Raw genomic sequence first — 22,496 nt, 5'->3', positions numbered from 1 at the left:
ATCAGGCCGGGGTGTCCCGTTCGTCCGCGACCACGGCCGGTTCACCACCCGTGATGCTCACCAACTCCGCGAACGTGGTGCGGAATACGGTGTGCGGCATCCCGGCACCCGCCCAGACATGGTCGTACTCGGCCAGAGTGGTGTCGATCAGGGTGCGTACGGGACCCGGGTGACCCACCGGGGCCACCCCGCCGACCTCCTGGCCCGTCACGGTGAGGACGTAGTCGGGGTCGGCGCGGCGGATCCTGTTCCGGCTCACATCGAGGAGACGGGCGACGCGGCGGGTGTCCACGCGGTGGGCGCCGCTGGTGAGCACGAGCAGGGGCTCGCCGGCGGCGGTGAAGACCAGGCTGTTGGCGATGGCACCCACGGGACAGCCGAGCTGGGCGGCCGCGGCCGCCGCCGTCGGCGCGGGGACCGGCAGTTCCACCACGTCGGCGGTGCTGCCGTAGGCGCGCAGGGCCGCCTGGACGCGTTCCACTCGTTCACGCACGGGTGACTCCCTCCGGTGCTCCGGTCGTGTCGGCCGCCGCAGGGGGCCACTCCTCGGCGAGGACCGACCATACCTCCTTGTTGAGCCGCACCCCCCGGTACGGATAGCGCTGCCGCAGCACGCCCTCGCGGCTCAGGCCGAGACGGCGCGCGGCCTCGGTGCTGCGGGTGTTGCCCGACGCGGCCATCCACTCGACGCGGTTCATCCCGCGCTCGTGGAAGGCCCAGTCGATCAGGACCCGGGAGGCCCGGTTCACCAGGCCGCGCCCCTCACCGGCGGCCTCCAGCCAGCAGCCGATCTCGCACACCCCGGAGGCGCTGTCGAAGTGGGTGAACATGACACCGCCGACCAGGGTGCCCTCCAGCCAGATGCCGTAGATCCGGCCGGAGTCCTGGGCCTGGCGGTCGGCGTACCGCTGGAGGGTGGCGGTGGCGGATTCGAGGTCCGTGCTGAAGGTCGCCCAGGGTATCCACGGGTCCACCGTGGGCCGCGCGCGGTCGATGTGCTCCAGGAACTCCTGGGCCTGCCAGGGCTCCAGTGGGCGGAGCTGAGCCTGGTCACCGAGCGGCAGAGCGAACACGGGGTACCTCGTTCCCTGGGTACGTAACAAACGTTCGGTATGTAAGGTAGCAGTATGCCGCCCGCACCCGTCGACCATGAATCCCGCCGCGAGGACGTGAGCCGTGCCGTGTGGCAGGTGCTCGCCGAGAAGGGGTTCGGCGCACTGACCCTGCGTGCCGTCGCCGCCGCGATGGGCGTCTCGACGGGGATGCTCATGCACTACTTCCCGACCAAGCGCGCTCTGATCGCGCACGCCCTGAGTCTGCTGGAGAGCAACACGGCGGGGCGGCCCCGCCGCGAACACCCCGCCCCCGGGCTCGCCACCGTCCGGGCCATGCTCCTCGACATCCTGCCGCTGACCCCCGACGACACCGCCCGCAACCGCGTCTGGGTCAGCTCGTGGGACCTGTCGCTGGCCGACGACGCCCTCGCCGCCGAACAGGCCGAACGCTACGCACGGTTGCGCGCGACCATGAGCCCGCACTTCGAAGCGGCCCGCGACCTGGGAGAAGTCCCCGCCGGCGCCGATCCTGACCAACTCGCCGCCACCGCCGTCGCGTTCGCTCATGGGCTGGTCGTCCAGGCCCTGTTCGACCCCGGCCGGTTCTCGGAGGGCGTTCAGACCGCGATGCTGGACGACTTCCTCGCCTCTCTCGCGGCGGCCTGACCCGGCGGGGGTGGTGCCGATCTCGGTGCTGGTGCTGGTGCCGGTGCCGGTGGCGGTGTCCGTACCGGAAAACTCCGATGACCCGGCCCGGGGTGCGCTGCGAAGATGCTCCGATGATCCACCGCCTCGAATCCCTGGTCGTCCGGCACACCCTCCGACTCCCGGTTACCTCCGGCCCGGCCGGACAAGGGGACGTCGTGGCGCGGCAGTTCGACGCCGTGCTGATGTCCGTGGGCTTCAAGCTCTCGGCCGAGCTGCTGGCGCGACTGTCGGAACTGGAACCGAAGGCGGTCACCGCGATCGCGCGGCGCACGCTGGGCACCGTCCGCGAGATGGTCGGCGACCACGTCCGGCACAACGTCTACTTCGTCGACTTCCCGGCCAACGTGCCGGACACGTACGACTTCTGGACCCGCTGCATCACCGACGCACTGAGCGACGGCACCTTCCGTGAGCGCACCCTCGCGCAGCTCCGCACCGGCGTGGTCGACCTGCTGACCCTCCCGGCGTACGGCAACTACCGCCACTCGTACGCCGAGATGCTCGCCGCCCACGACGAACTGATCGCCGCGGCGGGCGACCGCATGACCGTCCTGCATCTCGGCGCCCCGCTGGACGAGGAGGTCACGGCGCTCTACCTCGCCCTCGCGGGCAGCACCACACCGCTGGGCGACGACGGCCTGCGCGACCTCGTGACCCTCGCCGGGCGCTGCGCGACGGGACCGCAGCCCGAGGAGATACCCGTCCGTGAGAACCGTGCCGTCGTCAACCGGGCCCGGCTGAAGGCGGGGGCTGATCTCGCCGTGGACACCGTCACCGATGTGCTCCGCCTGGCGTGCGCGCTGTCGGGCGGAGACGTGACCCTGGTCGAGCCGACCCGGTTCCGCTCGCCGTCCCGGCCCGTGCGGCGCACCCTGCTCGCGGCGCTCGACTCGGTGGTGGCGGCGAGCCCCGCCAAGCTCGCGGACGTGAACGCGCACCGGGAGCGGTGGAAGCGGCTCGGGGAGCGGTTGCACGCCCACGAGTACGCGGAGCGGTGGCCGTACGCCGCCGAGGTGTTCGCCGTCGCGCGGGGAGAGAAGGAGGCGCCGTCCTTCGACAGCCGCGTCGAGGAGCTGCTCGGTGCGGGCGATGTCAGCGGCGCGGCACGGCTGTTGGGGTCGGCTCCGGGCAGGCTGTTCCGCGCCCTGGACCGTCTGCTGCGTACGGCCGCGACACCGGACGAACTGGAAGCGGTGGTGGCTGCCGCCGAGTCGGCCGCTTCGGCGGTCTCCGGCCGGGTCCTGCTGTCGGTGCGTGAACACTTGGGCAACCGTGAAAAGGCGTTCGCGCAGCGGGTGTTCGTCAACCGGCACGGCGGTGCCTGGGCCGAGGCCGACACCCGGCCCGCGCTGCCCGCGTCCACGCGCGACCGCCTGCTCGCCGTCCTGGACGCCGAGACGCGCCGCCGGCTGCCCGACCCGGGGCATCTGCTCGTCGACCCGGCCGTCCTCGACGTGGCGCTCCCGCTCAGCGGCAGGGCGACCACCGCAGGTCTCGGGGTGCTTCCGCGCGGTTCCCTCTCGGCGGTGGAGGGGGACCTTCTGCGCTTCTTCGTGTACTGGAAGCAGGCGCGGAACACCACGGACTACGACCTTTCGGCCCTGCTGCTGAACTCCGACTACGAAGCGGTCACTTGGCTGTCCTACACCTCACTCAAGGAGGTCGAGGGCGAGCACTCCGGCGACATCACCGACGCGCCCGAAGGGGCCTCGGAGTTCATCAACCTGCGGTTGGGTGCGGTGCGCGGCGACTTCATCGTGCCGCAGGTCAACATCTACTCCGGGGAGGGGTTCGAGGAGGTCGAGGAGTCCTTCTTCGGGTTCATGCTGCGGGATGCCGAGCAGGCGGGGCGTCCGTTCGAGCCGCGTACGGTGCGGATGAAGTCGGAGCTGCGCGGGCCGGGGCGGGTGGCGCTGCCGCTGGCGTTCGTGCGGGCGGAGGACGGGAGTTGGCGGGCGAAGTGGCTGCACCTGTATCTCAAGGGGAGCCCGGGGTTCAACCGGGTGGAGGAGAACCGGGTGTCGGCGGCGCTGCTGTTGCGGGGCATCGTCGAGCGTGAACAGTTGACGGTGCGTCATGTGATGGACCTGGTGTCCGATCGCGCCACGGACGTCACGCTGTGGGACGGCGATACGGTGCCTCCGGCCGGGCCCGTCACGTACATCGGCCTGGAGCGCCCGGAGGGGCTGCACCCGGACTCGCTGGTCATCACCCCGGAAAATCTGCGCGACTTGATTCCGGTGTGACTGCTAGAGTCGCCGGAGACGAGGCCATGAAGGGGCTTCCTTCTCACTTTCAATGAACCAGCCCTTTCGCTTTCCTCGTCCTCGACTTTTCCGGCAGGTGTGCGTGCGCGTGGCGGCCGAGGGCGAAGCCCGGACCGGCCGCCGCCCCGCTACGGTTGCTCCGCATGACAGCGACCCAGATGGACATCACCGAGGAGCTGATCCGGGAGCTGCTGCGCGAGCAGTGTCCCGACCTCGCGGATCGCCCCCTGAAGCTCGGAGCGCTCGGCTGGGACAACCAGGTGTGGCGGCTGGGCGACGACCTCGCGGTCCGGATGCCGTGGGCGACGGAGTCGGCGGACGCGCTGCTGCGCAAGGAGCACGCCTGGTTGCCGGGGCTCGCCCCGCGGCTTCCGCTGCCGATTCCCGTACCGCAGCGGCTCGGTGAGCCCTCGGAACGGTTCCCACGCCCCTGGCTCGTCACCACCTGGGTACCGGGCGAGCCCGCCGATCGCGTCCCCGCGACGCACCCCGCCGAGGCGGCGGTCGCCCTGGCCGCCTTTCTGACCGCACTTCACCGCCCGGCCCCCGACCGCGCGCCCTCGGGCCGTGACCGGGGCGGCCGGTTGGCCGAGACCGCCGAATCCTTCACCCGGGCGCTCGCCTCCGCCGCCGACCTGGGCCTGATCCGCGACCCGTCCGCCCTCCGCGAGGTCTGGGAGGACGCCGCCGCCGCGCCCGCCTGGACCGGCCCCCGCCTCTGGCTCCACGGCGACCTCCACCCGGCCAACGTCCTCACCGCCGACGGCACCTTCTGCGGCGTCATCGACTTCGGCGACCTCTTCGCGGGCGACCCCGCCTTCGACCTCGCCGCCTCCTGGATCCTCCTCCCGGACGGCACGACCGACCTCTTCCACGCCACGTACCAGCCGACCCCGGACCCCGCTACCCTCCGCCGCGCCCGCGGCTGGGCCGTGCTGCGCGCACTGGCCTGCCTCCACATCGGACACGCGGGCGACGAGGGGCGTCCTGGAGGCAAGCCGAGCTGGGGGCCTCCGGGGCGGGCGTCGTTGGAACGCCTCACCGCGGTGGTGCGCCGGTGAGCCTGTCTTTGCCGGCCAGGACTCGTCCGGCCGATCATGAAGCGGGGTAGTGCGTCCCACGCGTGACTGATTGCCGGCATTTGCCGTGCCGGCGGTGCTCCGGTCACCGTGGGGGAAGCGGCGGTGGGGTCGATCGGGTGACTTTCCGTGCCGTTCCGGCGACGAAGTGTGTGCCGACGGGCGCGGGAAGGGCTGCTCGGGCGGGCGACCGGCCCTCCCCGGGAGAGAAATCCGTCCCGTACGGATGGGAGGCCGGGAGCGAGGTACTCGGAGCCGGGCTGGTGCCCGAAAGGGAGTGGCGGGGCGATGCGGCCCCACCACCGGAGGGCGGTCGGCCGGTGAAGGGAGCGCCATGAGCTTGGTGTCACAGAACAGGAGCGCGGTCACTCAGGGTGGTGGTGACGGTCTCGACGACGTACTGGAGCTCGTCCTCGACCGAGGGCTCATGGTGGACGCCTTCACCCGGCTGCCCGTGCCCGAGGTGCCGGAGGGCGACACTCGTGCGGTCACGGCCGGAGCCGACGCCCATCTGCGTCTCGCGGCGGCCTGCGACCGGCTCGGCGGGGACTCGGGGGGACCGGAGCGTGGCGCGGACCAGGGGGAAGACTGAGCCATGGCCGTCTATGTCTACTCCGTCGTCGGCGCGGAGCACCCGCGCCGCCTCGACGGCCTGCGCGGGGTCGGCGAGGCCCCGGAGTCCGTACTGCGCGGGGTGACCGCGGGGCCACTGTGTGCCGTGGTCGGGGACGCGCCGGACGGCCTGCGCCCCGGGCGCGCCGACATCGAGGCGCATCACGCGGTGCAGGTGCGGCTCATGGCCGACGGGGCCGTGCTGCCCCTGAGGTTCGGGCTCGTGACGGGTGACGACGACGCCGTACGGGCCGTACTGAAAGAGCACGCCGTCGCCTGGACGGAACTGCTGAGCACGCTCGCGGGCAGCGAGGAGTACCACCTGAACGCGGCGCAGGACGAGGAGATCCTGCTGCGCCGGATCCTCGCGGAGTCGAGCACGGCACGGCATCTCAGCGAGAACATCCGGGCCGGTGTCGCGGCCGACGGTGCCCCGCTCCGGCTCGGCGAGCTGGTCGCCCGTGAGGTGCGGGCGCGGCAGGAGGCGCTGGCCATGGGGGTGATCGAGGCGCTGCGCCCGTTCGCCCGGGGCGTGGACTCCACCCGGCCGACCGGGGCGGACTTCCTCAGCGTGTCGTTCCTGGTGCCCGAGGACCAGGAGGAGACGTTCCTGACCACGGAACTGAGCGTCGCGCACCAGCTCGGCGACGACCTCGACTTCCGCCTCCACGGCCCGCTGCCTCCGTACAGCTTCGTCTGAGGTGTGCCGACAGCCGGAAGGCGCGTCAGCGGTGTCTCATCCGGACGCGGGCGACGACCAGAAGCCCGTCAGCGCCTCGATCACCGCCGCCGGGCGCTGGACGTTGGGGGAGTGGCCCCCCTCGGGGATCTTCGTGAACGGCGCGCCGAGAGCCTCCGCCATGGCCTCGGCCTCCTGCTCCGACCAGGTGTCGTCCGGGGTGCCGAAGACGACCGAGAGTGGAACTCCCTTGCCCTTGAGATCGGTTGTGCGGTCCGGCTCGGTCAGCAACTGCCGGGCGGCGAGTCGCAGCGCCTCGGGCTCGTTGCGCGCCCAGCGGTCGGAGAGGAAGGCCAGGACGTCCGCGGGGATGCCGTCCTCTGCGGGGCGGAGATACGGCCACAGGTCGGGTACGGCCATGCTGCCGAGGGCGTCGAGGAGCAGCTCCAGCCGCTCCCGCGTGGGTGTCCCGACCTCCGCCGGGCCGAAGTTCATCAGCGTGAGGGAGGCCCAAGTGGCCTCGGGGGCAACGCTGTTGAGTACGGCGAGGCGGGACACGAGTCCGCCGTAGGAGTGTCCCACCAGATGCACAGGACCCGCGTCGAGCGCCTCGGCGAGCGACACCGCGTCCGCCGCGGCGGAGTCGCTGTCGTAGGCCGGGGCGACGGACGCCGGACCCGTCTCGTACTGCCCGCGCTGATCCACGGCGTACACCGCGTACCCCGCCTCGCTCAGCCCCGGCAGCAGCGGCAGGAAGTCCTCCTTGCTGCCGTTGAACCCCGGCACGAGCAGCGCGGTACCGCGTCGCGCGGAGCCCGTCGGCACGGCGGCGAGCGCGGCGAAGACGCCCCGCCCGGTCTCCAGTCGGACTCCCTGGACGCCGGGCGGGCGGGCGATGGTGAGGACTTGGCTCATGGGGCGATGTTACGTAAGCGTCCGGGGCCGGAGCGCGTGCGATGAGCGTTCGCCGAGGACGGCCCGAGCTTTGGTCCGGGCGACTCGGCGGGCCGGCTCAGTGGGCGAAGACGGTGCTGGCCAGAGCTACGTGGACGGCTGTGCCGCCGAGGATGCTCAGCAGTGCGTTGCGGCGCCAGAGATGGAGGCCGACGGTGACGGCGAGGGCGGTCAGCGAGGTCAGGGAACGCGCGTGTGGCAGAGAGAGGTCGGGCAGGCAGTAGACGACCAGGATCAGCATGACCCCGGCGGGCATGCGGGTGCTGAGGTATTGGACGGCCCCGCTGTCGCGCAGTGGGGTGAGGACGGCGAAGGGCAGGGCGCGCAGCGCCCAGGTGACGGCGGCGGCGACGAGAACGGCAGCGACGACGTAAGGGATGTCAGGCATGACTTGGCTTCCTGCGGGTCATGAGGTGACGGGCCATGAGGCCCGCGGTGAAGAGGGCGAAGGCGGTCAGAAGCATCTGGTCCGGGAAGAGAAGCCGGGCGGCCAGGGCGCTGAGCAGGGCCAGCGCCGGGGTGGGCAGGTCGCCGCGCAGGTTCCGTACGGCGTCGAGGGCCAGCACGGTGAACAAGGCCGTCAGCGCGAAGTCAAGACCGGTGACGCCATGGGGGATGAGGGTGCCCAGCAGGGCTCCGGCGGTGGAGCTGGCCGTCCAGTACAAGTGCAGGAAGAGCTGGAGCCACAGGACGCGTCGACCGGACCAGCCGCGTGCCCGCTCCCTGGTGGCCAGCGCGTAGGCCTCGTCGCAGAGGGCGTAGCTGCTGTACGCCTTGCCGAGCCGGCTGTGCACGCGATGCAGGGGGAAGGACAGCGCGTAGAAGACGTGCCGGACGTTGACCATGAAGGCGGACAGTGCGATGGCTGCCAAAGGGACAGCGGTCGTGACCATTCCGATGAGCAGGAACTCGAACGATCCGCCGAAGACGAGTACCGCCGACAGCCCCGCCCACCACCACGGCAGGTCCGACTGCGTCACCAGCGCCCCGAAGGCGAGTCCGAGGGGGAGGAACGCCAGGCCCACGCCGAGAGAGTCCTTGAACGCCGCACGCGCGTGGGACGGCGTCACGGACTCGGGTTCCCGTGGCGCGGGCCGAGGCCGATCTCGGTTGATGGCAGAAGGTGTTCCCATGTGCGCAATTCTAGGAATTTATTCACCTAATATGGTTGCCAGTTATGGCGCTACGCTCGCCATATGAGCAATGAAACGGGCCTCGATGCCGTGGATCGCGACATTCTGTTCCACTTGAGTCGGGACGGGCGACTGACCAACGTCGAACTGGCGAAACGGGTCGGGCTGACTCCGCCGCCCTGCCTGCGCCGGGTCAAGCGGCTGGAAGAGGCCGGTGTCATCACCGGATACCGGGCTGTCATCAGTCCCGAGGCCCTGGGGCGCGGCCTGGAGGTCCTCATCGATGTCGAGATCTATGCCCAGGACCGCAAGAGCTTCGAGGAGTTCGAGAACACCGTGGCCTCCTACGAGGAGGTCATCGAGTTTCGTCGCATGTACGGGCGCCCCGATTACTTCATCCGCGTCGCCGTCGCCGACCACGCCGCCTACGAAGCCTTTCTCACCGGCAAGCTCAGTGGCCTGCCCGCGGTCCGGCGGCTCGAATCCCATCTGACCATGAAGGAGATCAAGGCCAACGGCTAGGCCGTGTCCGCAAAGTCCTGTCGTCCGCCCGGAGGGCGGGCCTCGCAGCGTCATCACCGCACGGATACCGCGTCGGCGGAGATGTGTTCGGAACGCGCGGGACGAGTACGCCTGGTCGGTCAGGACCACGTCGGGCGTGGTCCTGGGGCGGCCGACCGGCCGGGGTACCCGTAAGCGGGTCATGACTTGGGTGAACGCGGGTGCGTCACCTGCCTGGCCGGGCGTGAGGACGAAGGCCGGTGGGCGGCCGCGGCTGTCCGCGGCGAGGTGGATCTTGGTGGTCGGTCCACCGCGGGGGCGTCCGAGGGCATGGTCGTCCGGCTCGCCGGCCGGGGCCCCTTTTGACGGGCCCCGGCGGCGTGCTGGTGGGCACGGACGATCGTGGAGTCGACCGCGACGACCCAGTCGAGGTCGCCCTCGGCGTCGGCCTGGGCGAGCGGCGCGGTGAAGACCTTCTCCCAGGTGCCGTCGACGGCCCGCATGCGCAGGCGGTTGTGAGCGCCCTTCCACGACCCGAAGTGCTCGGGCAGGTCCGTCCACGGCGTCCCGGTGCGGTACTTGAACGCGATCGCGTCGATCACCTCCCGGTGATCCCTCCACCGCCCACCCCGCTTCGAAGCCCGGTCCGGCAACAACGGCTCGATCCGCGCCCACTGGGCGTCAGTCAACGACACACATCAACCAACGATCCGATGATCTGAAAGAAATGGCCTAGTGCTCTGACCGCATAAGAGATTCCGCAGGTAGAGGACAAGGCGTCATGGTCGGCGGGCTGGCCGTGTGTCCCAGCGTTGGCTGGTCCAGGCTTCGCGGATGAGGCGTCGGATCACGATGATCGCGGTCATCAACGCGATCAGTGCGTTGATGACGACCGCTCGACGTTCCGTGCAGGACAGGGTGAAGTTGAAGCCGCGGCTGTACCAGGAGTTGGTGCGCTCGACGACCCAGCGGCGAGTGTGGTTGATCGGGGTCACGACGCCCTTGGGCTGGATCCGCCACTCGCAGCCGAGGCAGGTCAGCAGTTTGCGGGTGACCGTGGAGTCGTAGCCCGCGTCAACCGCGGTAACGGACATCCTGCTCACTGCGCTGGCGGGCAGCGCGCGGATCATGCAGTTGCGCGCGACCGCCCGCAAGCACCGCCGGGCCGACCACAGGGCTGTGAAGGCCGAGGCCAAGGACTCGTCGAAGGCCCGACGGTAGCCCGGACTACCGGGAGCCCGCCACGGGCCGCGACTTGTAGAAGGACTCCTCCAGGTAGGCGGCCTCGTGCGGCTGGTAGGGCTCCTCCAAGTAGGCGGCCTCGTCTTCGTCGAGTTCGACATCCACCGCGGCGACCGCGTCGGCCAACTGGGCCGGCTTGGTGACCCCGACGATGGGCGAGGTCACCGCCGGGTTGCGCATGACCCAGGCCAGGGCGACCTGGGCCGCGGACAGACCCCGCTTGCCTGCGATCTCGTGGACGCGCTCGGCCACCGCCTGGTCCCCGTCGCGGTAGAGGATCTTGCCGCCCTCGTCGGTCTCGGCACGCGCCGTGGCAGTGTCCCGGACCCGCGTCAGCCTGCCCCGCGCCAGCGGGCTCCACGGGATCACGCCGATGCCCTGGTCGGCGCAGAGCGGGAGCATCTCCCGCTCTGCCTCCCGGTGGATGAGGTTGTAGTGGTCCTGCATCGACACGAACCGGGTCCAGCCGTTCAGGTCAGCCACGTACAGGGCCTTGGCGAACTGCCAGGCGTACATGGAAGAGGCTCCGATGTAGCGGACCTTCCCGGACTTGACCACGTCGTGCAGCGCCTCAAGGGTTTCCTCGATCGGGGTGTCGTAGTCCCAGCGGTGGATCTGGTACAGGTCGATGTAGTCGGTCCCCAGTCGCTTCAGGGAGGCGTCGAGCTCGGCGAAGATCGCCTTGCGGGACAGCCCGGCGCCGTTCGGGCCGGGGCGCATCCGCATCCAGACCTTGGTCGAGAGAACGACCTCCTCGCGCCGGGTGAAGTCCTTGACCGCCTGGCCGACGATCTCCTCGCTGATTCCGGCGCTGTACCCATTGGCCGTGTCGAGGAAGTTGACGCCGCCCTCGAGGGCCTGCTTGATGATGTCCCGGCTGGCGTCCGCGCCCAGCGACCAGGGCTCGCCGCCCCGGTCCGGCTCGCCGAAGCTCATACAGCCGAGGGTGATGGCGGAGACTTCCAGTCCGGTCGTTCCGAGTTTGATGTAGCGCATGCTTCCGAACCTAGGAATTGGAGTGCGCTCTAACGCAATACGTCTCGGTCTGGAATTCGGAGGCGTGGGGCATGCGCGCCCTGTCAGGTTTCGACCGTTTCGGCCAGGAGTATCAGAGAACCCAGTGGTAGCGAGTAACAAACTGTCAATTCTCGGCCGAGCGCGTGGGGCACTACTCAACCCCCCGACGGCAAACCGCCCTCGCGGGTCCGTCGCCACGACCGAGCATCGCTCGATCACTAAGAGATTCCGCTGGTCCGGTCGGCGGTATCGCGGCGCTCGCGACGGCGCCCCTACCCGCGGAATCTCTAAGTCCGCCGGGTTGGGCGCGCGTGTATTTAGGGCCTGCCGGAGCATCCGGTCCAAAGCCGCGAGCCCGTGCCTGGCAGGATCTCCCACATGCTTGAAGAAAAGCTCGACACGCTTGCCCAAGTGATGGCCGAGCACATGGCCAGGCCGTTCCCGTCCGGCTTCCGCGGCCTGGACGTCCAGGGCCAGGACATGGTGTTGCTCGACGCGGACATCTATGGCTATGCAGCCGTCGTTCGTGAAGGCCCACTCGGCGAGCAGCACCGGGCAGGCTTGACGCGGCTGACGACGGTGTTCGCGAGGGTCCTCCCGGCGATCGACGACGAGTACGCGGCCGAGTACTACACGCACGTCCGCGACATGGCTGTGCTGGCCGCCGAGATTGCCAGCCTGCGCGAAAAGTAGTCCTTCGCCCGGAAAGGCTCCGTAGATGGGCATCCGATGGAGCGGACGCCTCCACGCCAAAATGCATGACCCGCATCCCGGTGAACCAATGCGGTCAGAGCACTAGCCGACGCCGGCACGTCTGTCCGGAGCCGAACCCCAGCTCCAGCGGCAGCAGTTGCCGACTGGCGTCGTTGTAGAGCACGTACGGGACGCCCTGCGGGCACCGCCGGTCATCCACGGGCCTCGGGCCGGGAGCCTTCCGCGGCCACGGCGGCAGCAACGGCTCGACCAACACCCATTCACAAGATCGCATTACGAGTTCTTAATATCTGTTTCGCTTAGAAAGTCCTGCCTGACCCGGTCTTCAGCGTGTTTTCCCCATTTGTCAGGCGTAGGCGATGGTGTTCGGGGGATCCTGTTGAGGTACCTCTGAAAACCACCGTAAGGAGACCCTCAGTGCGCCGCCCGACCCGGAAAGCCTTCGCCGCCCTCATCGCCGCAGTCGGCCTCGCCCTCCCCCTTCTCACCCCCACATCTGCCTCGGCTGCCACCGCCACCAGCCGCTTCGCGAACTACCGCTACGGTGACTGCCTGCGCGAGAACTCCGAAACCGGCCTCAAGGGCGACCGTTGCACTACCGGACGCGGCAGCCTCCGGTGGCAGTGGAACGGCCGCCTCAACACCAGCACCACTCTTAAGAACAACTTCTGGGGCCGCTGCCTCGACAGCAATGACCGGGGCGACGTCTACCCCCAGCGTTGTAACGGCGGCTCATACCAGAAGTGGCGCACCGTCCAGCCCGCCGCCCGCAGCGCCATCATGCTCCAAAGCGTCGGCACGGGCCGCTGCCTCTACCAGCAGGACAACGGCTACTACCGCACTGCCCGCTGCGACCGAGGCGCCCAGAACCAGCGCTTCACCGTCGGCTGAACGGATCTCCCGACCGCTTCAAGATGCCGCCGGGCGAGCAGCTCTTCTCTTCCCGCGGTCGACCGGTGACGGGCCGGTCGCCTCGCCCCCTTTTTCGCGCGGATGTGGGAGGCATCCACGCAGGCCCGGTCCAGTCCAGGGCGTCGGCCGCGTGCAACTCGGCGAGCAGGATGCCGTGCGGCGTCTCGAAGACGCCGGCCTCATGCCACCACCAGGTGTTGCCGCCAGGACGTTGGTGACGCTCACGTGGAGGCGTGAGGCGTGAGGCCGGTGGTAGTCGTAGTGGACGCCTTGACTCCACTGGTCTTTGCGCGCAGTGCGGCTCTGGCCTGCTCGGAGCCGCGTCCGTGGGCTCGCCACCCACCGCCGTCGGAGTCGAGGAAGCGGCGCTGGTTGATGCCCAGGCGCGCCGGCCACCGGCCTACGGTGCGCTCGCTGAGCCGCACACCTTGGCTCGCGAGTTCAAGGGTGATCCGGCGGGCGGATCAATGACGAGTTCCCCGTGATGGAGACGAATGACGAGTTCCCCGTGATGGACACGGGGGTGAAGCGGGTGATGGTGTGGTGCCAGGCCCGCCCGATCGCCGTCCTGACAGGATGGCGGCATGGAACGTGTACTTGGAATCGGCGGATACTTCATGCGGGCTGCCGACCCGGAGGCCCTGACCACTTGGTATCGCGACTGCCTGGGCCTGGACTCTGACGAGCACGGCCTGTGGCGTCAGGCAGCCGGGCCGACGGTGTTCGCGACGTTCGAGTCCGAGACCGACTACTTCGGGTCCCGCGATCAGCGCTCCATGCTCAACTTCCGGGTCCACGACCTGGATGCGATGCTCGCACAACTGCGTACCAAGGGAGCGGACGTGTCCGAGGACATCCAGGACATGGAGGGTGTCGGCCGGTTCGGCTGGGTCACCGATCCTGAGGGCAATCGGGTCGAGCTGTGGCAGCCCGCCTGACCGCATCCTGACGCAGGCTGTGACGTGCGGGTGGATCACTGTGTTGTCGAGGCGTGAACCTTGGTCAGGCCCGCGCAACCATGTCCCACTACGCCTGCTGCGGCCTGTCGGAGGAGCACCTGGGCGCTCTCGCGGTCGAGCTCGCCTCACGCTGGGAGGCGCGGTGCGAGTCCGGCCGTCACGACTGGCGGGTGATCCCGACAACGCGGCGAGTGGGGGCACCCCCTGCTCGCAGAGCTTGGGGGAGTGCCGGACGCCGCGAGCCAGGCGCCACTTTGCGGACACGGGCTGGACCACCGGCAACGAGCGCCCGCCCCATTCACGCCGACTCCGCCGCCAGTACCCCCGCCATCCCCAGCAGCACCCCGCCCGTCGCCCGGTCCAGGCGGCGGTGGGCGCGGCGGCTCAGGCGGATCGCTCCCATCGCCGTGCCCGCCGCCGCGAAGACGGCCGCGGCGGTCGCCTCGGCGGCGAGGTAGGCGGCGCCGAGGGTGGCCAGTTGGGCGGTGACGGAGCCGTGGGCGGGGGTGACGAACTGGGGGACGAAGGCGGTGAAGACCAGGATGGCCTTCGGGTTGGTGATGGCGACCAAAAACTCCTTGCGGGCCAGGGACTTCAGCGGCGGCCGGTCGCCGGTGGGCGGATCGAGAGGGCGGCCGCCGCCCTGGCGGAAGCTCGTCCAGAGGATGGTGACGCCCAGGTAGAGGAGGTAGGCGACGCCCGCCCACTTGATGGCCGTCAGCGCCCACTCCGAGGCCGACAGCAGCGGGCCGAGACCGGCCACGACCGCGAGGACCAGGACGGCGAAGGCGACGAGACGGCCGCAGACACCGGTCATCGAGGCGAGGAAACCGCGTGCCATGCCATGGCGCAGGGCCAGGAGATTGTTGGCTCCAGGAGTCAGCGCGACCAGCAGGGCGGCCGCCAGAAAACCCATGATCCACACAGTGGTCGCCCTTCCGGAGAGTCCCGGGGCCACCCAACACCCCCGGCGGCCCGCTGAACAGAGCGGAAAGAGGCCATCGGGCGTGAACGCCCTCTTGACGCCGCGCCGGACCGCCCCGACACTCCCCCTAGGGAAGCCTAGTGAACAGGTAGGGAAACATGGTGCGCCTGGTGACGGTCTCCGGCCCGATGGGCCGCAGGGCGTCGTGCGTGCCCCTCCGGATCGTCGACTCCCCCCTGCTCACCTCCCGTCGGCACATCGACCTCCTGCGCGTGTCCAGCGCGATCAGCCTGGTCTGACGCCTTTCCCCACCGGGGCGACGACGCCCCCACCGACGCCGTTTCCGCCGTCGCGCGCATCTCCGCGTGCCCATCCACCCAGGGGAGACGTATGTCCATCACTCCGCTGTCCTCCACTCCGCTGTCCTCCACCCCGCTCGCCGCTGCCCCGTCCGCGCACCGCACCGCCGCCGCCCCCTTCCGGGGCCGCATCGGCCGGGACGCGCGCAGCGGCCACTACGCCGCCCCGCACCGCTACCGGCTCCACCTCTCCACCGCCTGTGCCGACGGCCTCCGGCTCGCCATCGGCCACAGCCTCCTCGGCCTCGGCGACGCCTGTCCGGTCACCCTCCTGCCCGCCGTCCCCGACTGTCCCGGCGGCGGCCACGCGGCACTGCGCCCGCTGTACGACGCCAGCGCGCACCGCTACACCGGCCCCGCCCACGACCCCGTGCTCAGCGACGGCTGGTCCGGCCGCATCGTCAGCGCCCACGCCCCCGACATCCTGCGCGACCTCGACCGCCTCCCGCACCACGGCGACCCCCTCCACCCCACCGGCTGGGAGTCCACCATCGGGGCCGTCGAACGCCTCTGCGCCGAGGAGATCGAGCAGACCGCGCAGTACGCGGGCGCCGCCGACACCGACCCCGCCGCACGTGCCGCTGCCCTCGACGGCCTGCTGGATGCCCTCGGGCGCCTCGAGCGCTGGCTGACCGGCGAGGAATACCTGGTCGACGGGCGGATCACGGCCGCCGACATCCACCTCTGGGTCTGCCTGGTCCAGCTCGACACCGTGCACCGCTGCCACCTCGACGCCTCCGCCGTCCACCGCATCGCGGACCACCCGGCCCTCTGGTCGTACGCCCGTCGGCTCGCCGCCCACCCCGCCTTCGGCACCCACCTCGACCTCGACGGCATCGCCCGCAGGCACCACGGCCACTGCCAGGGTCTCGAAGCGGCCGGCGCCGCTGTCCAGATCCTGGACTGGGCCGCCCACTCCGCCGACCTCCCGCGCACTCCGCGCAGGTGAGAACGGTCCGGCAGCGTCCAACTGCCGGACGACCGTTGACATTCGAACGGCCGAATGCCTTACTTGCCGCACAGAACGGTCATGAGCGTCAGCGCCAAGCCCTGGCTCGCTGACCGGCAACCCTCGCATCGCGGTGGGGTGCCCCAGGTGACGACCGGACCGACGACGACTTCGGTAAGCGCGAGGGGCCCCGCGGGGCCTGGACAGTGAACAGGTGACGCCATGAACGCGACCCCCAGGACGGCCCACGGCCGCTCCCACGGCCGTCGCGTCCCTGCGTACGCCGGGCTCCTCGTCGCCGACCGCGCCGTCGATCTGCTCCGGGTCAGCAGCGCGCTGTGTACGGCGCCGGGCCGCTGTCAGGACTGACAGCCCGCCTTTTCTTCCGCGTTTCTGCGTGACGCACCCCGCTCACCGGTGTGCCGTCCGCCTCGCCGTGTGCCGTACGCCGTCGTCGTGACCGCGGTACGGCCCCGCGCACCCCCGGGACACCCGAATCCGCCGGAGCAGCCCTCCCATGAGCGAACCACCAGGCGCCGTCGTCACCGCCGCGCCCATATCTGACGTCACATCAAAAAAACTGCAAGCTCAGCGAGTTCAGCCTCTGTTCAGGCCCGGACGCTGGATCGCCACCGCCGTCGTCCTTGTGCTGGTCGCCCAGATCGGGCACGGTCTGGCCACCAACCCCTTCTACCAATGGGACCGATTCCGCTACTGGTTCCTGCGGCCCGCCGTCCTCGACGGACTCCTGGTCACCCTCGAAGTGGCCGGACTGGCCGCCGTGCTGGGGCTGTTGGGCGGCATCGTGCTCGCTCTCGGACGGCTCTCCGGGAGCCCGGTGCTGCGCGTGGTGAGCTGGACGTACGTCTGGCTGTTCCGCTCGGTGCCGCTGATCGTCGTCCTGATCTTTCTCTACAACTTCAGCGCGCTGTACCGCACGGTGAGCCTCGGCGTCCCCTTCGGGCCCGCGTTCGTCACCTTCGACGAGTCCCGGCTCGCCACCGACATGACGGTCGCCGTGATCGGCCTCGCCCTGAACGAGGCCGCCTACGCCGCCGAGGTCGTCCGTGGGGGACTGCTCTCCGTCGACCAGGGCCAGCACGAGGCGGCCGCCGCCCTGGGCCTGCCCCGGCGCTACCGGTTCACGCGGATCGTCCTCCCGCAGGCCCTCCGCTCCATCGTGCCGAACTACGTCAACCAGCTCATCGGCCTCGTCAAGAGCACGTCCCTCGTCTTCTACGTCTCGCTGCTCGACCTGTTCGGCACCGTGCAGAGCATGGGCAGTACCTACCCCGGCGACATCGTGCCGCTGCTGCTCGTCGCCACGGTCTGGTACCTGATCCTGACCAGCGCCGTGTCCGTCGTGCAGTACTACGTCGAGCGGTACTTCGCGCGCGGGGCCACCCGCGCGCTGCCCCCGACCCCGCTGCGGAGGGCCCGCAACGCCCTCGCCGGACTCCGCGCCCGGCTGCGTGAGGAGAGCGCCGTATGACCCCCACCGCCCACGAGGCCGCCCCCGCCGCGCTGGAGATCCACGGCGTGCACAAGTGGTACGGGGCCCAACAGGTCCTCGACGGTATCGACTTGACCGTGCGGCCCGGTGAGGTGACCGTCATCCTCGGCCCCTCCGGCTCGGGCAAGTCCACGCTGCTGCGCGTCGTCAACCACCTGGAGAAACCCGAGATCGGCCACGTGAGCGTCGGCGGCGAGCTGATCGGCGTACGACGCGGAAACCGGGGCAGGCTACGGGAGTTGAGCGAGCGGGCGATCCTCGCGCAGCGCGGCCGGATCGGGTTCGTCTTCCAGAACTTCAACCTCTTCCCGCATCTGACCGCCCTCGGCAACGTCGCCGCCGCGCCCGTGGCCACCGGCCGCCTCGGCAAGCCCGAGGCGAGGGAACTCGCCCACGAACTCCTCGGCCGGGTCGGGCTCGCGGACCGCACCGGCGCCTATCCGCGCCAGCTGTCCGGAGGCCAGCAGCAGCGCGTGGCCATCGCGCGCGCCCTCGCGCTGCGGCCCGGCATCATCCTCTTCGACGAGCCGACCTCCGCACTCGACCCCGAACTCGTGGGCGAAGTGCTGGCCGTCATCAAGGACTTGGCCTCCAGCGGCACCACGCTCGTCATCGTCACTCACGAGATCGGCTTCGCGCGCGAGGTCGCCGACCGGATCGTCTTCATCGACGAGGGCCGGATCGTCGAACAGGGGCCGCCCGCCGAGGTGTTGGACAAACCGCAGCACGAACGCACACGTGACTTCCTGAGCAAGGTGCTCTGAACTCCTCCTCTTTCGCAGACCGTCCGGTCTCCCGTCCCCACGCCCTCCCGTACGAACGCCCTCCCGTACGAACGACAAGGACAGCCATGCCCCGTGACCTCATCACCCGGCGCCGCGCGGTGCGCGGTACCGTCGCGGCGACCGCCGCCGCCCTCCTCGCCACCCTGCTCACCGCCTGCGGCGGGGAGAGCGACGCCGCGACCACGACCGACGCCCGGGGCACGGTCACCGTGGGGAAGGTGTCCAACGGCGCCGCGACCGAGACCCGGCTCGAGGTCGCCGAGGTGAAGTCCATCAGCGCCGAACTCCCCGCCGCCGTACGGAAGGACGGCACGCTGAAGGTCGCGGTCGGCGCGCTGCCCGACGGGTTCCCGCCGCTCGCGTTCGTCGGCTCCGACCAGAAGACCCTGACCGGCGCCGAGCCCGATCTCGCCCGGCTGGTCGCCGCCGTGCTCGGGCTGCGGCCCGAGATCCGCAACTACACCTGGGAGAACATGTTCGTCGGCATCGACAGCGGCAAGGCCGACGTCGGCTTCGCCAACATCACCGACACCGAGGAACGCAAGCGGAAGTACGACTTCGCCTCCTACCGCAAGGACAACGTCGGCTTCGAGGTGCTGAAGAAGAGCGGCTGGAACTTCGGCGGGAACTACCGCAATCTCGCGGGGAAGACGGTCGCCGTGGACAACGGCACCAACCAGGAGAAGATCCTCCTCGAATGGCGGGACAAGCTGAAGAAGGAGGGCAGGACCCTCACCGTCAAGAACTTCGCCAGCAAGAACGCCACCTACCTCGCGCTCACCGGCGGCCGGATCGACGCCTACTTCGCGCCCAACCCCGGCATCGCCTACCACGTGAAGCAGACCGCCGGGTCGCCCTTCCCGACCCGCAGCGCGGGCACGTTCTCCGGCGCGGGCGCCCGGCTCCAGGGGCTGATCGCGGCCACCACGAAGAAGGACAGCGGGCTCGCCAAGCCCCTCGCGGACGCCCTCGACCACCTGATCGACTCGGGGCGGTACGCCAAGTGGCTCGCCGCCTACAACCTCTCCGACGAGTCCGTCACCAAGGCGGAGATCAACCCGCCCGGGCTGCCGCTGGACAACTCCTGACCCACTGCTGACTCACTGCTGACAGGCTGCTGACCTGCGGCGGAAAAGCGAACGGGTGATGTTCGGCGTGTCGGGAACACGTTCCGGCGGCCGCGCGTTGGCCCTCATGACGAGACGCGAAGTGCAAGGGCCGGAGGGGGTGGGGGACATGCCGCAGGTGCTCGACCGCGTGCCGTGCCCGCGCCTTCTGAGGACCGGCCGTTCCGTTCTGCTGCACTCCCGGCCGCACATAGACCTGCAGCGGGTGGCCGGCGCGCTCTGTCGCGCCTGACGCGCATCTCCCGACCTCCGTTCCACCGCGCATCTCCCGACCTCCGTCTCGGCCGCGCACCTCCGCGCGCGAGGGTCGGTGCGTCCCGCGCCCGCCCGCGCCGCCCCCCCCGCACTTCTCATGTCGCCCACGCAAGGACCCTCAAGGAAGGCGTTCCTCGTGCCCTCTGCTTCCGCATCCCCTGATTCCCGACTGCATCTCGCCGTCGCCCTAGACGGCACCGGCTGGCATCCCGCCTCCTGGCGCGACCCGGCCGCCCGCCCCGACGAGCTGTTCACCGCCGCCCACTGGGCCGACCAGGTCGCCGAGGCCGAGGCCGGGCTGCTCGACTTCGTCACCATCGAGGACGGCCTCGCCCCGCAGTCCGCGCACCCCCTCCAGCCCGACGACCGCACCGACCAGGTCCGCGGCAGGCTCGACGCCGTCCTCGTCGCCGCGCGCGTCGCCCCGCTCACCCAGCACATAGGTCTGGTCCCGACGGTGGTGGTCACGCACACGGAGCCGTTCCACATCTCCAAGGCGATCGCCACGCTCGACTACGTCAGCACCGGCCGCGCGGGCGTCCGGGTGCGGATCAGCGGCCGCCCCGACGAGGCCGCGCACTTCGGCCGCCGCGTCATCGCCCCCATCGACGCCTACGACAGTCCGGTCGCCCAGGAGACGGTGACCGGCCTGCTGGAGGAGACCGCCGACCACGTGGAGGTGATCCGCAGGCTCTGGGACAGCTGGGAGGACGACGCGGAGATCCGGGATGCCGCCACCGGCCGCTTCGTCGACCGCGAGAAGCTGCACCACATCGACTTCGAGGGCCGCCACTTCAGCGTCAAGGGCCCCTCCATCACCCCGCGCCCGCCCCAGGGCCAGCCCCTGGTCACGGCCCTGGCCCACCAGACCGGGCCCTACCGGCTGGTCGCCCGCCAGGCCGACATCGGCTACGTCACCCCGTACGGCGCGGCCGACGCCCGTGCCATAGTCGCCGAGATACGCGCCGAACAGGACGCGGCGGGCCGGGCCGGCGAGCCCCTGCACGTCTTCGGCGACCTCGTGGTCTTCCTCGACGACACGACCGCCGGGGCGCAGGCCCGGCGCGGCCGACTCGACGAGCTGGCGGGCGAGCCGTACACCAGCGACGCCCGCGTCTTCACCGGGACGGCCGCCCAACTGGCCGATCTGCTGGAGGAGCTGGCCCGGAGCGGGCTCACCGGGTTCCGGCTGCGGCCCGCCGTCACCGGGCACGACCTGCTCCGGATCAGCCGCGACCTGGTGCCCGAGCTGCAACGCCGGGGCCGCTTCCGCACGGCCTACGAGGCACGCACCCTGCGCGGTCTCCTCGGCCTGGACCGCCCCGCCAACCGTTACGCCGCCTGAGCTGCCGGAGAGGAGACCCGACACCATGAGCAAGCCCAAGAAGCAGGTGCATCTCGCCGCGCACTTTCCCGGGGTCAACAACACCACCGTGTGGAGCGACCCGGAGGCCGGCAGCCACATCGAGTTCAGCTCCTTCGCGCACTTCGCCCGCACCGCCGAACGCGCCAAGTTCGACTTCCTCTTCCTCGCGGAAGGGCTGCGGCTGCGTGAACAGGGCGGCGAGATATACGACTTGGACGTGGTGGGCCGCCCCGACACCTTCACCGTCCTCGCCGCGCTCGCCGCCGTCACCGACCGGCTCGGTCTGACCGGCACCATCAACTCCACCTTCAACGAGCCGTACGAGGTGGCCCGCCAGTTCGCCTCCCTCGACCACCTCTCCGGGGGCCGTGCCGCCTGGAACGTGGTCACCTCCTGGGACGCCTTCACCGGCGAGAACTTCCGCCGGGGCGGCTTCCTGCCGCAGGAGGAGCGCTACTCGCGCGCCAAGGAGTTCCTGGCCACCGCGAACGAACTCTTCGACTCCTGGCACGGCGACGAGATCCTGGCCGACCGGGCCACCGGCGCCTTCCTCCGGGACGCCAAGGCAGGTGCCTTCACCCACCAGGGGCAGCACTTCGACATCCACGGCCGCTTCAACGTCCCGCGCTCCCCGCAGGGCCGCCCCGTCATCTTCCAGGCGGGCGACTCCGACGAGGGCCGCGAGTTCGCCGCCTCCGACGCCGACGCCATCTTCAGCCGGTACGCCACCCTGGAGGAGGGTCGCCGCTTCTACGCCGACGTCAAGGGCCGCCTCGCCAAGTACGGCCGCACCCCGGACCAGTTGCTCATCCTGCCCGCGGCGACCTTCGTCCTCGGCGACACCGACGAGGAGGCCGCCGAGCTGGCCCGCGAGGTGCGCAGGCAGCAGGTCAGCGGGGCCACCGCCCTCAAGCACCTGGAGTTCGTCTGGAACCGCGACCTGTCGTCCTACGACCCGGAGGGCCCGCTGCCCGACGTGGACCCGGTGGTGAGCGAGGAGCACATATCCCGGGGGCGGGCCCAGGTGCGGATGTACCGCGACCCGGTGGCCATCGCCCGCGAGTGGCGCGAGCTGGCCGAGACCAACGGCTGGTCCATCCGCGACCTGGTGATCAACACCGGCAACCGGCAGACCTTCGTGGGCTCCCCGGCCACCGTGGCCCGCACCATCGACGAGTTCGTGCAGGCGGACGCCTCCGACGGCTTCATCCTCGTCCCGCACATCACCCCGGGCGGGCTCGACCCGTTCGCGGACCGGGTGGTCCCGCTGCTCCAGGAGCGGGGTGTGTTCCGCACCGAGTACGAGGGGACGACCCTGCGCGAGCACCTGGGACTGGCCCGCCCCGACGCGGGAGCCGGGGCGGAGCGGGCCGCGTCCTGAGCGG

Annotated in this window: 26 protein-coding genes, 3 pseudogenes and 1 riboswitch; of the genes and pseudogenes, 18 read left to right on the top strand and 11 right to left on the bottom strand. The window is 70.5% G+C overall.

All coding sequences use genetic code 11. The features are described from left to right. Nucleotide 1: 1 nt before the first annotated feature. Together AB0E91_RS00750 and AB0E91_RS00745 are read right to left on the bottom strand one after the other, a co-directional pair. Nucleotides 2-493: a YbaK/EbsC family protein gene (locus AB0E91_RS00750; protein WP_361773052.1), complete on the bottom strand. Its 492-nt coding sequence runs from the start codon at nucleotides 491-493 to the stop codon at nucleotides 2-4. Further along, nucleotides 486-1,073 carry a GNAT family protein gene (locus tag AB0E91_RS00745; RefSeq protein ID WP_361773049.1) on the bottom strand — a complete coding sequence of 196 codons (588 nt, stop codon included), beginning with the start codon at nucleotides 1,071-1,073 and terminating at the stop codon, nucleotides 486-488. The genes AB0E91_RS00750 and AB0E91_RS00745 overlap by 8 nt, the downstream gene beginning before the upstream one ends. Before the next feature lie 54 nt (nucleotides 1,074-1,127). Here AB0E91_RS00745 and AB0E91_RS00740 point away from each other — a divergent pair, with 54 nt between their 5' ends. From AB0E91_RS00740 to AB0E91_RS00720, 5 genes are all read left to right on the top strand, one after another. Beyond that, complete coding sequence (locus AB0E91_RS00740) at nucleotides 1,128-1,721, top strand: TetR/AcrR family transcriptional regulator (RefSeq protein WP_361773046.1); 594 nt, start codon at nucleotides 1,128-1,130, stop codon at nucleotides 1,719-1,721. A gap of 113 nt (nucleotides 1,722-1,834) precedes the next feature. Further along, nucleotides 1,835-4,009 carry a hypothetical protein gene (locus AB0E91_RS00735; RefSeq protein ID WP_361773043.1) on the top strand — a complete coding sequence of 725 codons (2,175 nt, stop codon included), beginning with the start codon at nucleotides 1,835-1,837 and terminating at the stop codon, nucleotides 4,007-4,009. 164 nt (nucleotides 4,010-4,173) lie between these two features. Beyond that, nucleotides 4,174-5,091, top strand: a complete 918-nt coding sequence (locus tag AB0E91_RS00730; protein ID WP_361773040.1) for an aminoglycoside phosphotransferase family protein — start codon at nucleotides 4,174-4,176, stop codon at nucleotides 5,089-5,091. Nucleotides 5,092-5,443: 352 nt separating this feature from the next. After that, on the top strand, nucleotides 5,444-5,701 hold the full coding sequence (locus tag AB0E91_RS00725) for a hypothetical protein (RefSeq protein WP_361773037.1): 258 nt from the start codon (nucleotides 5,444-5,446) through the stop codon (nucleotides 5,699-5,701). 3 nt (nucleotides 5,702-5,704) lie between these two features. After that, nucleotides 5,705-6,421 (top strand): GvpL/GvpF family gas vesicle protein, encoded by a 717-nt coding sequence (locus AB0E91_RS00720; protein ID WP_361773034.1) that lies wholly within the window; start codon nucleotides 5,705-5,707, stop codon nucleotides 6,419-6,421. A gap of 36 nt (nucleotides 6,422-6,457) precedes the next feature. On the opposite strand, the gene AB0E91_RS00715 is transcribed toward AB0E91_RS00720, so the two are convergent. The 3 genes from AB0E91_RS00715 to AB0E91_RS00705 form a co-directional block, all read right to left on the bottom strand. Beyond that, nucleotides 6,458-7,315, bottom strand: coding sequence for an alpha/beta hydrolase (locus AB0E91_RS00715; RefSeq protein WP_361773031.1), 858 nt, complete (start codon nucleotides 7,313-7,315; stop codon nucleotides 6,458-6,460). A 97-nt stretch (nucleotides 7,316-7,412) separates the two neighbouring features. Beyond that, nucleotides 7,413-7,742 (bottom strand): AzlD domain-containing protein, encoded by a 330-nt coding sequence (locus AB0E91_RS00710; RefSeq protein WP_361773028.1) that lies wholly within the window; start codon nucleotides 7,740-7,742, stop codon nucleotides 7,413-7,415. Next, nucleotides 7,735-8,379 carry an AzlC family ABC transporter permease gene (locus AB0E91_RS00705; protein WP_361775068.1) on the bottom strand — a complete coding sequence of 215 codons (645 nt, stop codon included), beginning with the start codon at nucleotides 8,377-8,379 and terminating at the stop codon, nucleotides 7,735-7,737. The genes AB0E91_RS00710 and AB0E91_RS00705 overlap by 8 nt, the downstream gene beginning before the upstream one ends. Nucleotides 8,380-8,550: 171 nt before the next feature. On the opposite strand from AB0E91_RS00705, the gene AB0E91_RS00700 reads away from it, so the two are divergent. Continuing rightward, entirely contained in the window at nucleotides 8,551-9,009 is a 459-nt protein-coding gene (locus AB0E91_RS00700; RefSeq protein WP_361773025.1) for an Lrp/AsnC family transcriptional regulator, read from the top strand. 51 nt (nucleotides 9,010-9,060) lie between these two features. On the opposite strand, the pseudogene AB0E91_RS00695 reads toward AB0E91_RS00700, so the two are convergent. The 3 genes and pseudogenes from AB0E91_RS00695 to AB0E91_RS00685 all read right to left on the bottom strand — a co-directional run. Continuing rightward, nucleotides 9,061-9,683: pseudogene (locus AB0E91_RS00695) on the bottom strand (IS5 family transposase); the annotation flags it as partial. Nucleotides 9,684-9,808: 125 nt separating this feature from the next. Further along, a pseudogene (locus tag AB0E91_RS00690) lies at nucleotides 9,809-10,064 on the bottom strand (IS5/IS1182 family transposase); the annotation flags it as partial. Nucleotides 10,065-10,215: 151 nt separating this feature from the next. Continuing rightward, on the bottom strand, nucleotides 10,216-11,226 hold the full coding sequence (locus tag AB0E91_RS00685) for an aldo/keto reductase (RefSeq protein ID WP_361773022.1): 1,011 nt from the start codon (nucleotides 11,224-11,226) through the stop codon (nucleotides 10,216-10,218). 399 nt (nucleotides 11,227-11,625) lie between these two features. Between AB0E91_RS00685 and AB0E91_RS00680 the strand changes: the two genes are divergently transcribed. Next, on the top strand, nucleotides 11,626-11,940 hold the full coding sequence (locus AB0E91_RS00680) for a hypothetical protein (RefSeq protein WP_361773019.1): 315 nt from the start codon (nucleotides 11,626-11,628) through the stop codon (nucleotides 11,938-11,940). A 94-nt stretch (nucleotides 11,941-12,034) separates the two neighbouring features. Here AB0E91_RS00680 and AB0E91_RS00675 read toward each other — a convergent pair whose 3' ends face one another. Then, nucleotides 12,035-12,235 carry a transposase gene (locus AB0E91_RS00675; RefSeq protein ID WP_361773016.1) on the bottom strand — a complete coding sequence of 67 codons (201 nt, stop codon included), beginning with the start codon at nucleotides 12,233-12,235 and terminating at the stop codon, nucleotides 12,035-12,037. A 143-nt stretch (nucleotides 12,236-12,378) separates the two neighbouring features. Here AB0E91_RS00675 and AB0E91_RS00670 point away from each other — a divergent pair, with 143 nt between their 5' ends. After that, the gene (locus AB0E91_RS00670; RefSeq protein ID WP_361773013.1) at nucleotides 12,379-12,852 is read left to right on the top strand and encodes a hypothetical protein; all 474 of its coding nucleotides are present in this window, start codon (nucleotides 12,379-12,381) and stop codon (nucleotides 12,850-12,852) included. A gap of 287 nt (nucleotides 12,853-13,139) precedes the next feature. On the opposite strand, the pseudogene AB0E91_RS00665 reads toward AB0E91_RS00670, so the two are convergent. After that, a pseudogene (locus tag AB0E91_RS00665) lies at nucleotides 13,140-13,337 on the bottom strand (IS481 family transposase); the annotation flags it as partial. A gap of 120 nt (nucleotides 13,338-13,457) precedes the next feature. Between AB0E91_RS00665 and AB0E91_RS00660 the strand changes: the two are divergent. After that, nucleotides 13,458-13,811 (top strand): VOC family protein, encoded by a 354-nt coding sequence (locus tag AB0E91_RS00660; RefSeq protein ID WP_361773010.1) that lies wholly within the window; start codon nucleotides 13,458-13,460, stop codon nucleotides 13,809-13,811. A 319-nt stretch (nucleotides 13,812-14,130) separates the two neighbouring features. On the opposite strand, the gene AB0E91_RS00655 is transcribed toward AB0E91_RS00660, so the two are convergent. Continuing rightward, a complete protein-coding gene (locus tag AB0E91_RS00655; protein WP_361773007.1) occupies nucleotides 14,131-14,748 on the bottom strand; it encodes a LysE family translocator in 618 nt (205 codons plus the stop codon). 167 nt (nucleotides 14,749-14,915) lie between these two features. Here AB0E91_RS00655 and AB0E91_RS00650 point away from each other — a divergent pair, with 167 nt between their 5' ends. The 9 genes from AB0E91_RS00650 (at nucleotide 14,916) to AB0E91_RS00610 (ending at nucleotide 22,492) form a co-directional block, all read left to right on the top strand. Next, entirely contained in the window at nucleotides 14,916-15,056 is a 141-nt protein-coding gene (locus AB0E91_RS00650; protein WP_361773004.1) for a putative leader peptide, read from the top strand. 121 nt (nucleotides 15,057-15,177) lie between these two features. Beyond that, nucleotides 15,178-16,065, top strand: a complete 888-nt coding sequence (locus AB0E91_RS00645) for a glutathione S-transferase C-terminal domain-containing protein (protein WP_361775065.1) — start codon at nucleotides 15,178-15,180, stop codon at nucleotides 16,063-16,065. 77 nt (nucleotides 16,066-16,142) lie between these two features. Further along, a riboswitch (SAM riboswitch) is annotated at nucleotides 16,143-16,252 on the top strand. Nucleotides 16,253-16,287: 35 nt separating this feature from the next. Then, the gene (locus tag AB0E91_RS00640; protein ID WP_361773001.1) at nucleotides 16,288-16,434 is read left to right on the top strand and encodes a hypothetical protein; all 147 of its coding nucleotides are present in this window, start codon (nucleotides 16,288-16,290) and stop codon (nucleotides 16,432-16,434) included. Between the two features lie 148 nt (nucleotides 16,435-16,582). Beyond that, the gene (locus AB0E91_RS00635; protein ID WP_361772998.1) at nucleotides 16,583-17,557 is read left to right on the top strand and encodes an amino acid ABC transporter permease; all 975 of its coding nucleotides are present in this window, start codon (nucleotides 16,583-16,585) and stop codon (nucleotides 17,555-17,557) included. Further along, entirely contained in the window at nucleotides 17,554-18,342 is a 789-nt protein-coding gene (locus AB0E91_RS00630; protein ID WP_361772995.1) for an amino acid ABC transporter ATP-binding protein, read from the top strand. Before AB0E91_RS00635 ends, AB0E91_RS00630 begins: the two co-directional genes overlap by 4 nt. An 86-nt stretch (nucleotides 18,343-18,428) precedes the next feature. Next, nucleotides 18,429-19,451: an ABC transporter substrate-binding protein gene (locus AB0E91_RS00625; protein WP_361772992.1), complete on the top strand. Its 1,023-nt coding sequence runs from the start codon at nucleotides 18,429-18,431 to the stop codon at nucleotides 19,449-19,451. 58 nt (nucleotides 19,452-19,509) lie between these two features. Further along, entirely contained in the window at nucleotides 19,510-19,722 is a 213-nt protein-coding gene (locus tag AB0E91_RS00620) for a putative leader peptide (protein WP_361775062.1), read from the top strand. Nucleotides 19,723-19,881: 159 nt separating this feature from the next. Next, nucleotides 19,882-21,090 (top strand): LLM class flavin-dependent oxidoreductase, encoded by a 1,209-nt coding sequence (locus AB0E91_RS00615; protein WP_361772989.1) that lies wholly within the window; start codon nucleotides 19,882-19,884, stop codon nucleotides 21,088-21,090. Between the two features lie 25 nt (nucleotides 21,091-21,115). After that, nucleotides 21,116-22,492, top strand: a complete 1,377-nt coding sequence (locus AB0E91_RS00610; protein ID WP_361772986.1) for an NtaA/DmoA family FMN-dependent monooxygenase — start codon at nucleotides 21,116-21,118, stop codon at nucleotides 22,490-22,492. Nucleotides 22,493-22,496: the final 4 nt, after the last annotated feature.

It is taken from the genome of Streptomyces sp. NPDC026659 (assembly GCF_040638245.1).
Lineage (GTDB): Bacteria > Actinomycetota > Actinomycetes > Streptomycetales > Streptomycetaceae > Streptomyces.
This window is presented reverse-complemented; position numbering and strand designations above follow the sequence as displayed.

Excerpts from the sequence above, each read along its gene's own strand:
- AB0E91_RS00660 (WP_361773010.1), top strand. The coding sequence starts at position 13,458 with ATGGAACGTGTACTTGGAATCGGCGGATACTTCATGCGGGCTGCCGAC.
- AB0E91_RS00630 (WP_361772995.1), top strand. The coding sequence starts at position 17,554 with ATGACCCCCACCGCCCACGAGGCCGCCCCCGCCGCGCTGGAGATCCAC.
- AB0E91_RS00710 (WP_361773028.1), bottom strand. The coding sequence starts at position 7,742 with ATGCCTGACATCCCTTACGTCGTCGCTGCCGTTCTCGTCGCCGCCGCC.
- AB0E91_RS00725 (WP_361773037.1), top strand. The coding sequence starts at position 5,444 with ATGAGCTTGGTGTCACAGAACAGGAGCGCGGTCACTCAGGGTGGTGGT.
- AB0E91_RS00700 (WP_361773025.1), top strand. The coding sequence starts at position 8,551 with ATGAGCAATGAAACGGGCCTCGATGCCGTGGATCGCGACATTCTGTTC.
- AB0E91_RS00735 (WP_361773043.1), top strand. The coding sequence starts at position 1,835 with ATGATCCACCGCCTCGAATCCCTGGTCGTCCGGCACACCCTCCGACTC.
- AB0E91_RS00720 (WP_361773034.1), top strand. The coding sequence starts at position 5,705 with ATGGCCGTCTATGTCTACTCCGTCGTCGGCGCGGAGCACCCGCGCCGC.
- AB0E91_RS00625 (WP_361772992.1), top strand. The coding sequence starts at position 18,429 with ATGCCCCGTGACCTCATCACCCGGCGCCGCGCGGTGCGCGGTACCGTC.
- AB0E91_RS00655 (WP_361773007.1), bottom strand. The coding sequence starts at position 14,748 with ATGGGTTTTCTGGCGGCCGCCCTGCTGGTCGCGCTGACTCCTGGAGCC.
- AB0E91_RS00685 (WP_361773022.1), bottom strand. The coding sequence starts at position 11,226 with ATGCGCTACATCAAACTCGGAACGACCGGACTGGAAGTCTCCGCCATC.
- AB0E91_RS00640 (WP_361773001.1), top strand. The coding sequence starts at position 16,288 with ATGAACGCGACCCCCAGGACGGCCCACGGCCGCTCCCACGGCCGTCGC.
- AB0E91_RS00715 (WP_361773031.1), bottom strand. The coding sequence starts at position 7,315 with ATGAGCCAAGTCCTCACCATCGCCCGCCCGCCCGGCGTCCAGGGAGTC.
- AB0E91_RS00620 (WP_361775062.1), top strand. The coding sequence starts at position 19,510 with ATGTTCGGCGTGTCGGGAACACGTTCCGGCGGCCGCGCGTTGGCCCTC.
- AB0E91_RS00680 (WP_361773019.1), top strand. The coding sequence starts at position 11,626 with ATGCTTGAAGAAAAGCTCGACACGCTTGCCCAAGTGATGGCCGAGCAC.
- AB0E91_RS00610 (WP_361772986.1), top strand. The coding sequence starts at position 21,116 with ATGAGCAAGCCCAAGAAGCAGGTGCATCTCGCCGCGCACTTTCCCGGG.
- AB0E91_RS00635 (WP_361772998.1), top strand. The coding sequence starts at position 16,583 with ATGAGCGAACCACCAGGCGCCGTCGTCACCGCCGCGCCCATATCTGAC.
- AB0E91_RS00740 (WP_361773046.1), top strand. The coding sequence starts at position 1,128 with ATGCCGCCCGCACCCGTCGACCATGAATCCCGCCGCGAGGACGTGAGC.
- AB0E91_RS00730 (WP_361773040.1), top strand. The coding sequence starts at position 4,174 with ATGACAGCGACCCAGATGGACATCACCGAGGAGCTGATCCGGGAGCTG.
- AB0E91_RS00650 (WP_361773004.1), top strand. The coding sequence starts at position 14,916 with ATGGTGCGCCTGGTGACGGTCTCCGGCCCGATGGGCCGCAGGGCGTCG.
- AB0E91_RS00675 (WP_361773016.1), bottom strand. The coding sequence starts at position 12,235 with ATGCGATCTTGTGAATGGGTGTTGGTCGAGCCGTTGCTGCCGCCGTGG.